Annotated in this window: 13 protein-coding genes; 11 read left to right on the top strand and 2 right to left on the bottom strand. The window is 66.9% G+C overall.

All coding sequences use genetic code 11. The features are described from left to right. Positions 1 to 12: 12 nt before the first annotated feature. Positions 13 to 1,812 (bottom strand): DUF4153 domain-containing protein, encoded by a 1,800-nt coding sequence (locus tag JHC99_RS13670; protein ID WP_292154942.1) that lies wholly within the window; start codon positions 1,810 to 1,812, stop codon positions 13 to 15. A 160-nt stretch (positions 1,813 to 1,972) separates the two neighbouring features. Here JHC99_RS13670 and JHC99_RS13665 point away from each other — a divergent pair, with 160 nt between their 5' ends. Next, entirely contained in the window at positions 1,973 to 4,051 is a 2,079-nt protein-coding gene (locus JHC99_RS13665; RefSeq protein WP_292154941.1) for a catalase, read from the top strand. 51 nt (positions 4,052 to 4,102) lie between these two features. Here the strand turns inward: JHC99_RS13665 and JHC99_RS13660 are convergent, their stop codons facing one another. Next, complete coding sequence (locus tag JHC99_RS13660; RefSeq protein WP_292154940.1) at positions 4,103 to 4,573, bottom strand: DUF1203 domain-containing protein; 471 nt, start codon at positions 4,571 to 4,573, stop codon at positions 4,103 to 4,105. Between the two features lie 129 nt (positions 4,574 to 4,702). Here JHC99_RS13660 and JHC99_RS13655 point away from each other — a divergent pair, with 129 nt between their 5' ends. From JHC99_RS13655 to JHC99_RS13610, 10 genes are all read left to right on the top strand, one after another. Further along, positions 4,703 to 6,514, top strand: a complete 1,812-nt coding sequence (locus tag JHC99_RS13655; RefSeq protein WP_292154939.1) for a M3 family oligoendopeptidase — start codon at positions 4,703 to 4,705, stop codon at positions 6,512 to 6,514. A gap of 20 nt (positions 6,515 to 6,534) precedes the next feature. After that, the gene (locus tag JHC99_RS13650; RefSeq protein ID WP_292154938.1) at positions 6,535 to 6,852 is read left to right on the top strand and encodes a BrnT family toxin; all 318 of its coding nucleotides are present in this window, start codon (positions 6,535 to 6,537) and stop codon (positions 6,850 to 6,852) included. 19 nt (positions 6,853 to 6,871) lie between these two features. Further along, complete coding sequence (locus JHC99_RS13645) at positions 6,872 to 7,105, top strand: BrnA antitoxin family protein (protein WP_292154937.1); 234 nt, start codon at positions 6,872 to 6,874, stop codon at positions 7,103 to 7,105. Positions 7,106 to 7,137: 32 nt separating this feature from the next. Then, positions 7,138 to 8,490, top strand: a complete 1,353-nt coding sequence (locus JHC99_RS13640) for a serine hydrolase (RefSeq protein ID WP_292154935.1) — start codon at positions 7,138 to 7,140, stop codon at positions 8,488 to 8,490. Between the two features lie 81 nt (positions 8,491 to 8,571). Further along, on the top strand, positions 8,572 to 8,838 hold the full coding sequence (locus tag JHC99_RS13635) for an aa3-type cytochrome c oxidase subunit IV (RefSeq protein ID WP_292154934.1): 267 nt from the start codon (positions 8,572 to 8,574) through the stop codon (positions 8,836 to 8,838). A gap of 137 nt (positions 8,839 to 8,975) precedes the next feature. Continuing rightward, positions 8,976 to 10,109, top strand: a complete 1,134-nt coding sequence (locus JHC99_RS13630; RefSeq protein ID WP_292154933.1) for a Re/Si-specific NAD(P)(+) transhydrogenase subunit alpha — start codon at positions 8,976 to 8,978, stop codon at positions 10,107 to 10,109. Further along, positions 10,109 to 10,447 carry an NAD(P) transhydrogenase subunit alpha gene (locus tag JHC99_RS13625; protein ID WP_271144888.1) on the top strand — a complete coding sequence of 113 codons (339 nt, stop codon included), beginning with the start codon at positions 10,109 to 10,111 and terminating at the stop codon, positions 10,445 to 10,447. The genes JHC99_RS13630 and JHC99_RS13625 overlap by 1 nt, the downstream gene beginning before the upstream one ends. Next, positions 10,444 to 10,749: a hypothetical protein gene (locus tag JHC99_RS13620; protein ID WP_292154932.1), complete on the top strand. Its 306-nt coding sequence runs from the start codon at positions 10,444 to 10,446 to the stop codon at positions 10,747 to 10,749. The genes JHC99_RS13625 and JHC99_RS13620 overlap by 4 nt, the downstream gene beginning before the upstream one ends. Further along, positions 10,749 to 11,042, top strand: a complete 294-nt coding sequence (locus tag JHC99_RS13615; RefSeq protein WP_292154931.1) for a hypothetical protein — start codon at positions 10,749 to 10,751, stop codon at positions 11,040 to 11,042. Before JHC99_RS13620 ends, JHC99_RS13615 begins: the two co-directional genes overlap by 1 nt. Positions 11,043 to 11,091: 49 nt before the next feature. Then, the coding region (locus JHC99_RS13610) for an NAD(P)(+) transhydrogenase (Re/Si-specific) subunit beta (RefSeq protein WP_292154930.1) at positions 11,092 to 11,575 on the top strand (484 nt) is incomplete at its 3' end.

Here is an 11,575-nt window from a genome sequence, read left to right as displayed (position 1 = left end):
GTGTGCGGGGGGTTAACGGGGGCGGTTGGTGTTTGGGGCGGCATCGCACAGATTGCCTGGCTGCAACGCCCATGTTCCGAGCTTCGACACGTCGAGGACGGGCCATGGCGAGGGGCGCGGGGTCAAGTGTTCGTAACGAAGAGCGTCTCGAGCATCGCCACCACCACAGGCAGCGGTATAGCTCCCCCGATCGCGCCATTGACCACCCGCATCACGCTCGAAAAGCACGATGGCGAACTGGTGAGCCATCAGAACGTCGTCTTGACCGTCATTGTTGAGGTCCATGAGGCGGGCCACGCATCCGCCCTGACGCCCTGTACAATTGCGCATGGCCTCCGACGCGGGACCGGAGGGTCCGAAGGGCGAAGCGGTACCTTCTGGAAGCATCTCTATTGCAATGGAGGCTGCCAGCCTTTCATCGTCTGAAATGCCTGCGGTCTGAATATCAATCCGCGCGCCCGCCGCGCGGCGCGCGATCTCAGGATCGTTCGAGCGTTTGAGCGCTTCCAGCGCCTTCTCCCCCGCCTTGCCGCTTCCATTCGCCAGGAACCCATAGTCGAACTTGTCCGCCGCCACCTTGCCGCTCTCCAGCCGCTTCACCTGATCCGCGACCGATAGTCGGGCCGGGTCCGCCAGCGGGCTGAACAGGGCGAGGATGACCGCGACGGTCAGGACGGCGACGGCGATGTTGGTGGGTTCCAGCGCCTTCATCCAGGGCGAGCCCCGGCGGGCGAACGGGATCAAGGCCGCCGCGCCGTAACCGACCGCATAGGCCGCACCGACGACGGCGCAGGCGATCGCGATGATCCTGTCGGGCGTCAGGCCGTGCTGGCCGATGCGCAAGGACAGGCCCCAGACGGCGATGACGATCAGTGGCGTCAGCAGGATCGAGGCGACGCGCACCGCGATCCGCAACACCACAGGCGGCAGGTTGTCGGGCCTGCCGTCCTGATAGGCGGTGTTGATGAGGATGATCAGGGCCCCGGCCGCCGACAGCACCAGCGCCGTCGCGCTGCCCGTCTCCCACAGGCCGTCCAGACCCGTGAACGGCAACGCCGCCAGGAACCCGGCGACCAGCACCGTCAGCACCAGCAACAGCCACGACAGCAGCATCAGCGCCACCGTCCTGACGCCCCGGATCAGCCCGTCGCGGACATCGGTCAGATGCACCGCCGTGGCGAAGACCAGGCCGGTCAGGGGCAGGGAGAACCAGGGCTCGCCGATCAGGTCGCCCAGGAACTTCAGCCCGATGACATTGAACAGGGCTGCGCCCAGGAACAGCAGCAACCAGAAGGCCCCGGTGAAGCCGATCGACAGCACCAGCTGAACCCCGGCCATCCAGGCTGTGTCGAAGTAAACGTGGAAGGGCGCGATCCAGCGCCGCTCGCGATCGGCGGGTACGATCAGATGGTGGACGATGAACAGGGCCACCGCGCTGAACGGCAGGATCACGAACGAGCCGAAGGCGTCGTTGATCCGCGAGGCCCGGGCCACGTCGTGCATGGCCAGCAGACCCAGCGCCACGGCCGCGACGATGCCCCAGATCGCCAGCGTCCGGATCCGCAACCGCCCGACCCCGGCCAGCAGCACGATGGGCAGATAGGCAGCGATCAGCACCAGGGCTGCGAACAGCATCGGCACGGTCGCCGGCCAGACGGACTGACCCCCGTAGCCCTGATCCGCCCGGTACAGGGCCCAGAGCGCGAGGCCCTGGCTCAGGCCGATGACCAGCCGGGCGATGGCCACGTTCCGGCCGGCCTGATCGTGGCCCAGTCCTGCGCGTCCCGATGTCGTGGAAGTCTCGCCGCTCATGATCTCGCTCCGCCCTTGACTCATCATGGGCGCAAATTCAGCGCGTCCCAATAGTCGGGTGCTGGACGTTCGGAGACCGGCGATCGCGATAGTTGCGGTCAAGCTGAGACCCGGCGGCGATCGGTGCGTTCGGACGGCACCTCATCCGTCAGGACCCTTCATGCCCAAGACCACGACCCCCACCAACCTCGGCAACGCCGGAGAGACCCACCAGACCGCCTCGACGCCCGAGACGCGGCTGACGACCAATCACGGCATCCCCGTCAGCGACAACCAGAACACCCTGTCCGCCGGTCCGCGCGGGCCGCACCTGCTGGAAGACTTCGTCCTGCGCGAGAAGATTCAGCATTTCGACCATGAGCGGATCCCCGAGCGGATCGTCCACGCCCGCGGCTCGGCCGCCCACGGCGTGTTCGAGCTGACCGAGAGCCTGGCCGACTACACCACCGCCAAAATCCTCACCGAGGTCGGCAAGCAGACCGAACTGTTCACCCGCTTCTCGACCGTGGCCGGCGGGGCCGGGTCGGTCGACACGCCCCGCGACGTGCGCGGCTTCGCGGTCAAGATGTACACATCCGAGGGCAACTGGGACCTCGTCGGCAACAACATTCCGGTCTTCTTCATCCAGGACGCGATCAAATTCCCCGACCTGATCCATGCCGTGAAGATGGAGGCCGACCGTGGTTATCCGCAGGCGGCGTCGGCGCACGACACCTTCTGGGACTTCATCGGCCTGATGCCCGAGAGCACCCACATGATCATGTGGGCGATGTCTGACCGGACCATTCCGCGGTCCCTGCGCATGATTGAGGGCTTCGGAGTCCATACGTTCCGACTGATCAACGCGGCGGGCGAGCCGACCCTGGTCAAGTTCCACTGGCGACCGCGCCTGGGCACCCAGTCGACCTGCTGGGACGAGGCGGTCAAGATCGCGGGCGCCGATCCCGATTTCCACCGCCGCGACCTGTTCGAGGCCATCGACGCGGGCGACTTCCCCGAGTGGGATCTGGCGGTTCAGTTGCTGACTCAGGAACAGGCCGACGCCTTGCCGTTCGACGTGCTCGATTCGACCAAGCTGATCCCGGAGGAGCTGTATCCCATCCGCGTCATCGGCAAGATGACGCTGAACCGGAACCCGGACAATTTCTTTGCCGAGACCGAGCAGGTCGCCTTCCTGCCCACCAACATCCCGCCCGGCATCGACTTCTCGGAAGATCCCCTGCTGCAGGGCCGGCTGTTCTCCTACCAGGACACCCAGCTGTCGCGTCTGGGCACGGTCAACTTCCACCAGCTGCCGATCAATCAGGCCAAGGGCTGCCCGTTCCAGAACATGCAGCGCGACGGCCAGATGCAGATGCAGGTGCCCAAGGGCCGCGCCAACTATGAGCCCAACAGCCTGTCCCAGGCCGGCGAGGACGGCGGTCCGCGCGAGGATCCGAAGGGCGGCTTCCGCTCTTTCGAACAGCCCGTCCAAGGCACCAAGGTCCGGATCCGCGCCGAGACCTTCGCCGACCACTATTCCCAGGCGCGGCTGTTCTTCCTCAGCCAGACCGAAATCGAACAGGCCCACCTGGCCAGCGCCCTGGTGTTCGAACTGTCTAAACTGACGATGGATCATGTCCGTGACCGGGTGCTGGGCAATCTCCAGAACGTCGATGCGACCCTGGCCCAGCGGGTCGCCGACGGCCTGAACGTCAAACTGCCCCCCGCCAACCCGGCCGCCAGCGAGCCCTTCGCCATGGACGCCTCACCCGCCCTGCGCATCGTCGGCAAATACCCCGAAACGCTGAAGGGACGCGCCGTGGGCATACTGGTCACCGACGGCGCAGACGGCGCGGTCGTCGACGCGGTCAAGGCTGCGGCCGAAGGCGCGGGGGCGACGGTCAAGATCGTGGCTCCGAAGATCGGCGGCGTGACCCTGAAGGGCGGCAAGAAGTTGAAGGCCGACGGTCAGCTGGCCGGGACGCCGTCCGTCGTCTTTGACGCCGTCGCCCTGGTCCTGTCCGAGGCTGGGTGCGCGGAACTGACGAAGGAGGGCGCGGCTATCGACTTCGTCGCCCATGCCTTCGGGCATCTGAAGGCCATCGGCTTCACGGCCGAGGCCCAACCCCTGTTGGACAAGGCCAATGTCGAGCCGGACGACGGTGTGATCGATCTGGCCGACGGTGCCGACGCTTGGCTGGCCCCGGCCGCGACGCGCCAGTGGGATCGCGAACCCAAGGTGCGAATGCTGGCCTGACCGAGGCCGTCGCCGGGTCGAAAACGGCCCGGCGGCGTCCTGATCGCCAAATCAATCTCGGACTGCCCGCGCCAAGTAGCAACCGCGTGGGGCAAAGTGGACGTGGACCTGCTGCGTCTTCGGGTGGGCGAACCAGTAGCGCAGGCGGGCGTCGAGATCGGCACCGTCGATAACCTCGCCCTCGATCATCAGGCTCGCTGAGTCATAGACCCGGATCGACAGTGGGCGGCGACTGATCATTTCGGGCACGGTGTCGGCAACGGGCTTCGCCTCGGTTGCGACCTCGCGCACGAAGATCGGCCCTGATGCGCGATAGGGCGAGGTGGGATCGGCGAGGTGGGCGTGGTTGACGAGGATCAGCCGGTCGCCGGGTTCGGCATCCTGAAGGCTGATCCGGCACGGCACCCGACCGCCCAGATCATCGGTCCAGCGACGCGCGCCGACCTCGGCCAATGCGGCGTCGGACAGGGTGAACAGGGGCGCGAACGGCGCAAGCGAAAGGGGTTCGATCTGATAGGTCATGGCGGGCTCCAACTGGCTAGAGACCTGAACATCGCGGGTCAGTACGGCCGTGTCTGGCGGCATTCGGACGGAGCGTTTGATCGGTCGGCTCCCTTGCGCAGGGCCGGTCTCGACATCACAACACAGGCTATGAACGCGCCCTTTAAAGCCCCACCTCACCCCGCCGATACCGCCGAGCCGCCGCTGTGGGACCTGTCCGACCTCTACGCCTCGCGACAGGATGCGCGGATCGCCGCCGATCTGGAGGCAGGACGCTCGGCAGTGGCCGAGCTGAACGGCTTGCAGGGCCAGCTGATCGCGGCCCGGGCCGACGCGACAGCGCTAGGAGGTCTGCTGGACCGGGCCATCGGCCTGTATGAGCGGACGACGGATGCCCTGGGTGGCCTCGGGGCATACGCCTTCCTCGCCGCGTCGACGGCGCGGGACGATGCGGCGGCGAATGGGTTCGAGGCCGATATCCGCGAGAAGCTGACGGCCATCTCGACCCCAACCGTCTGGCTGACTCTCGAGATCAATGCGCTGGAAGAGGCCGAGATCGAGGCGGCGCTGGCGGCCGATCCCGGCGCGGCGCGCTGGCGGCCCTGGCTGCGGCGGGTTCGGGCGATGAAGCCGCACGAACTGTCAGCCGAGCTGGAGACCTATCTGGCCGAACACGCGCCGGTCTCGGCCCAGTGGGGGCGTCTGTTCGACGAGACACTCGCGGCCATGCGCGCGCCGGTCGGCAAGGAAAGCCTGACTTTGGCCGAGGCCCTGAACCGGCTGTCCGACCCCAAGGCGGCCAAACGCAAGGCCGCTGCCGAAGGGCTGAGCGAGGCCCTCGCCGCGCGGTCCTCGACCCTGGCGCTGGTGCTGAACACCGTGTCGGCCGACCAGGCGCTGGAGGCCAAATGGCGCGGATTCAAACGGCCCGCCGACAGCCGCCATCTGGGCAACGAGGTCCATGGCGAATCCGTCGATGCGATGGCCGAGGCCGTCGCCGCCGCCTATCCCAAGCTGTCGCACCGGTATTATGCGCTCAAGGCCCGGGCCATGGGCAAGGCGACGCTGGACCAGTGGGACCGCAACGCCCCGCTGGTGACGTCGAAACCCCGCACCTACGACTGGCTTCAGGGCAAGGCGCTTGTGCTGGACAGCTTCGCCGACCTGGGCCCCGAGTTCGCCGACCGGGCCAACCGGTTCTTCGACAATCCCTGGATCGACGGTCAGGCTCGGGCGGGAAAACAGTCGGGGGCCTATGCCCATCCGGTGACGGCCAACCGCCACCCCTACGTCTTCCTGAACTGGATGGGCGAGCGGCGCGACGTCCTGACCCTGGCGCACGAACTGGGCCACGGCATTCACCAGACCCTGGCGGCGGATCGCGGGACTCTGTTGGCCGACACCCCCCTGACCCTGGCCGAGACCGCCTCCATCTTCGCCGAGGGTCTGACCTTCGACCGGCTGCTGGCCACCGCGCCCAAGGCCGAACAGCGCGGGTTGCTGGCCGGGCGGATCGAGGACGGGCTGAACACCGTGGTGCGCCAGATCGCCTTCCACCGCTTCGAAACGCGGTTCCACGACGAGCGGGCAGGGGGCGAGGTCTCCGCCGACCGCATCGGTCAGATCTGGCTGGAGGAGATGGGCGCGTCGCTCGGTCCCGCCGTGACCCTGAATCCCGGATACGAGCACTGGTGGAGCTACGTCAGCCACTTCGTCCACTCGCCCTTCTACGTCTACGCCTATGCCTTCGGCGACCTGTTGGTGGCGGCCTTGATGGAGACGCGCAGGAAGGACCCCGAAGGCTTCACCCCCCTGTACCGCGACCTGCTCGCTGGCGGTGGCACCCGGACATACGTCGAGGCCCTGGCCCCCTTCGGCCTCAACCCCCGCGACCCCGCCTTCTGGTCCATCGGCTGCGGCCGGCTGGAGCGGCTGGTCGATCAGTTCGAGGCGCTGGGTTGAGATTGTACGTACAATAATGTATGTACGCGGGGGCGTGGATGCGATTTGATTGGGATCCAGAGAAGGCCAGAAGCAATCTGCTGAAACACAATGTCGCATTCGACGTGGCTGTGCGGGTTTTCGAGGATGCTCATGCCGTGGGTGTTCTGGACCGTGTGGTCGAAGGCGAAGAGCGATGGCGGACAGTTGGACGCGTGGGTTTCACGACGATCCTGTTTGTGGCCCATACCTGGCTGGATGACGACGGTGAAATCTATGTGCGGGTCATAACAGCGCGAAGGGCGACGAAGAATGAAATCCTGGGATATGAAACCGGCGACGAGAGATATCTCCGCTGAGTTGGCCGTGATTGACGCCATGGCTGAGGAAGATATCGACTTCAGCGACGCACCTGAAATCACGGACTGGACCGGGGCTGTCCGCGGCAAATTCTATCGTCCTGAAAAGCACGCCGTGACCATTCGCCTCGACAGCGATGTGGTGGCCTGGTTCAAGGCCAGCGAGCCGAAATACCAGACAGCGGTCAATCGGGTTCTGCGGGACTATATGGTCAGCCATCTGGAAGCGGCGCCGCGAAAGACCGGATCGTGATAGGCCTTGCGGTCCGCCTCCGGATCCGCCCAATGCGAGCCTTGGTTGTCGTCGGCCTCCTGTGTGGACTGAGTTCAAATCCGGCCTTCGCCCAGATGCCGCCGCCCGCCCCGCCGACCGCCAGTCACCGCGCCCTGGCCGCAGGCTACAAGGCGTTGACCCTGTGCAGCGCGATCTTCACGGCGCGCGAGGCCGGTGCAAGCCGGACGCAGGCCAGCGTCGCGGCGCATGAGTTCGTCGGAATCTATCCCGAGCTTCAGCCGTTGATCGCCGACCTGCCGGTCGAGACTTTCGAGACCGAGATCGCCGTGACCTGGGACGAGGTCGCACCGCCGCGCGTGGCACAGTTCACGCCCGGCGGGGGCTGTACGATCATGCCCACGGGTTTCGTCGGCGGCATGCGGGAGATCAAGCCGGTCTCCCGGCGGGCCTCGGCACCGCCGTTGCCGACCGGCACGGCGACGGGCGATGCAGCGGCGCTGGAGGCGGCGGTCGGCCTGGCCTTCGCCGGAGATTTCGGCACGGGCGCGGTGACGACCGGTGTCGTCGTCCTGCAAGACGGCAAGATCGTCGCCGAACGCTATGCGCCCGACTTCGGCCCCGACATCCCCCAGCGCACATGGTCGGTGGCCAAGAGCCTGGCCGGGACCGTGATCGGGGCAGCGGTGCAGCGTGGCGAGGTCGATCCGGATGCCCCCGCCGCCATCTCCAACTGGCAGGCCGCCGAGGAACCGCGCCGCGCCATCACCCTGGACGCCCTGATGCGAATGAGCTCGGGTCTGAACAGCGATACCGCTGGCAACCGCACCGACACCCTGTATTTCGGCGGGACGGCGGTGGATGAACAGGCGCCGGGCTGGCCCCTGATCGCGCCTGTCGGGACGCGGTTCCGGTATGCGAACAACGACATCCTGCTGGCGGTCATGGCGATCGCCCCGACGTTCGAGAACCACCCGCCGCACGCGCTGTTCGACAGGCTGGGTATGACCCACACCTGGGCCGAGACCGACTGGCGCGGCAACTACATGCTGTCGAGCCAGGTCTGGACCACGGCACGCGATCTTGCCCGGTTCGGTCAGCTCTATGTTCAGAACGGGGTCTGGGAGGGGGAGCGACTGCTGCCCGAAGGCTGGCGAACGCGGGTGACGACCCCATCGGGACCACAGCCGCCGACCGGGACCTTCGGCTATGGGGCGACCTTCTGGCTGATGAACCGCGAGGAGGGGGTGCCCACCGATGCCTTCTCGGCCAACGGCAACCGGGGCCAGTATGTCGTCATCGTGCCCAGCCGAAACGTCGTCATCGTCCGGCGCGGCGAGGATCCTGCGGGTCAGGGCTTCAACATCGCCGCCTTCACCCGCGACGTTCTGGCGGCCCTGAACTGAGCCCGGTGCGTAACCGCCTCTTGAGCGAGCCGCCCCGGCGGCTATAAGACCCCATCTTCAGAATCCCCGGACGATCTCCCCATGGCCGACCCGCACCACGCCACCGACGCCGCCGACCATGACGCCGAGGCCTATCAGCACGGCACAATGGCGATCGAGGAGCAAAAGGCGACCTGGAAGCTGGTCCAGGCCCTGTTCAGCTGGGGTTCGGTGGCGCTTGCCGCGATCCTGGCCTTCCTGGTGATCTGGTTCCAGCCGGGCGGCAGCTTCCTCGGCGGCCTGATCGCGGGCGTGGTGATCTTCGCAGCCGGCTTCGCCTTCCTGAAGTCGGGCTCCAAGGGCCACTAAGGCCACTCTCGGCACGGATTTACCGGGGTCGGCGCAGATCGCGCCCACGTTTTGTCGCCAGACAGCGTTTTCAGCCTTTGACCGGCCTTTCCATTCCATCCTAAAGGTCTCCCAAGAAACGAATTGGGAGTTTAGCCTTGGGCGTCGCCATCGCCGTGACCCGCGAACGCCGTGAAGGCGAGACGCGCTGTGCCGTCACGCCGGACACCGTCAGGAAATTCGTCGCCCTGGGCGCGACCGTCACGGTCGAGGCCGGGACCGGCACCGGCTCGTCCTTCCCCGACGCCGACTATGTCGCCGCCGGCGCGGTGGTGCATCCGGACACCCGCGCGGTGCTCGAGGGTGCCGATATCGTCCTCAAGGTGCGCGGGCCGACGGCGCAGGAAACCAGCGCGCTGAAGCCGGGCGCGATCGTCGTCGCCCTGCTGGACGCCTACCGCGAAAAGGAAACCGTGGCGGCGATGGCGGCGGCCAACATCACCGCCTTCGCCATGGAGTTCGTGCCCCGGATCACCCGGGCCCAGGTCATGGATGCCCTGTCGTCCCAGGCGAACCTGGCCGGCTATCGCGCCGTGATCGAGGCGGCGGCGGCTTACGGCCGGGGCTTTCCGATGATGATGACGGCGGCGGGCACGGTCGCTCCGGCCAAGGTCTTCGTCATGGGCGTGGGCGTCGCGGGGCTTCAGGCCATCGCCACGGCGCGACGCCTGGGCGCCGTCGTCACCGCGACCGACGTTCGGCCCGCCACCAAGGAACAGGTCGAATCCCTGGGCGCCAAATTCCTCGCCGTCGAGGACGAGGAGTTCAAAAATGCCCAGACGGCCGGCGGCTACGCCAAGCCGATGAGCCCCGAGTATCAGGCCAAACAGGCCGTCCTGACCGGTGAGCACATCAAGAAGCAGGACATCGTCATCACCACGGCCCTGATCCCCGGCCGAGCGGCACCGGTGCTGGTCACCGCCGATCAGGTGGCGACCATGAAGCCCGGCTCGGTCCTGATCGACCTGGCGGTCGAGGCCGGGGGCAATGTCGAGGGCGCGAAGTCGGGCGAGGTGGTCGTAACCCCCAACGGTGCCTCCATCGTCGGCATCGCCAATCTGCCGGGCCGGATCGCGTCCGATGCGTCGAGCCTGTACGCCAAGAACCTGGTGGCGTTCGTGGGGCTGCTGCTCAAGGACGGCGCGGTGGCGCTGGACCTCGAAGACGAGATCCTCAAGGCGGCCGTGGTCACCCACGGCGGTGCCGTGGTGCATGAAGGAGTCAAAGGCTGATGGAACACGTTGATCCCACCGTCTTTCGCCTGGCGATTTTCGTCCTGGCAATCTTCGTCGGCTATTACGTCGTCTGGTCGGTGACGCCGGCGCTGCATACGCCGTTGATGGCCGTGACCAATGCGATTTCCAGCGTCATCGTCGTTGGCGGTCTAATCGCGGCGGCGGCCGTATCGGGCGAGGCGACCGGTGCCGACGCCTGGATCGCCAAGGGCGCGGGCGTCGCGGCCGTGACCCTGGCCAGCGTCAACATCTTCGGGGGCTTCATGGTCACCCGACGGATGCTGGCCATGTACAAGAAGAAGGAACGCCCCAAGCCCGTCGAGGCCAAGGCATGAGTTTCGATGCGCTGCTGAGCGGAGCGGCGGTGGTCGCGGCGATCGCGGCGCTGCTGACCTATGGCTGGCTGCTGGTGCGGCGGTTCCAGATGATTCGGCTGCTGACGGGTCTCGGCCTGTTCCTGACCGGTCTGGCCCTGTTCCAGGCGCCCAGGATGCTGACACTGTCGGACGGCGACGCGCTGATCCGGCTGGCCATCGCCGCCCTGATCCTGGCCGTCGTGGCCCAGATCGCCTCCAGCCTGCGCACTCGGCCCCAATGGAACGGTGCCGAGCGACGCAACGTCCCGGCGCACCCCTGATGGACCTGACGCCCGCAGCCCTGGCCCGACTGGCCTCGTGGATCGCCACGGGGCTGGGCGTCGGCCTGTGGGCGTGGAGCTGGATCAGGGAAACCAATCCGATCCAGAAGCAGCGGTTCCTGGACTGCGGCGTGGTGCTGGTCTTCGCCGCCACCCTGGTGCGGGTGGTGGTACAGGAGCGGGAGATGACCCCTATCGATTGGGCCCTGGTCCTGCTGTCCCCCCTGTTCATCGCCGCTGCCCTGTGGCGCCTGGCGCGCACGGCCTGTCCGGGGGACGTCGAACGCCGATGACTGACCAAGATTTCAAGACACGACTGACGAAAGACTTCGGGGGAACGCCGTGAACGCATCTCTGGCCGCGCTGGCCTATCTGGTTTCCGGCGTGCTGTTCATCCTGTCGCTGCGGGGGCTGTCGAGCCCCGAGACCAGCCGTCAGGGCAATATCTTCGGCATGGTCGGGATGGGGCTGGCGGTCGCCGTCACCCTGCTGACCCTGTGGGGGTCCGGCGCGCTGGATCTGGTGACGGCGACGCTGATCGTGGGCGGCGTGGTCGTGGGCGGCGGTGGCGGCGCGCTGATCGCGGGCAAGGTCAAGATGACCGACATGCCGCAACTGGTCGCGGCGTTTCACAGCCTTGTCGGCATGGCGGCCTGTCTGGTCGCGATCGGCGCGGTCTATGCGCCCGCAGCCTTCGGCATCTCGGACGGCGACGGCGGGATCAAGATGGTCTCGATCATCGAACTGAGCCTGGGCGTCGCCATCGGGGCGATCACCTTCACCGGCTCGGTCATCGCCTTCGCCAAGCTGAACGGCAACATGAGCG

This window comes from Brevundimonas sp. (assembly GCF_016463485.1).
GTDB lineage: Bacteria > Pseudomonadota > Alphaproteobacteria > Caulobacterales > Caulobacteraceae > Brevundimonas.
The sequence above is the reverse complement of the archived record's forward strand: the minus strand, read 5'-3'. Positions and strand labels throughout refer to the sequence as shown.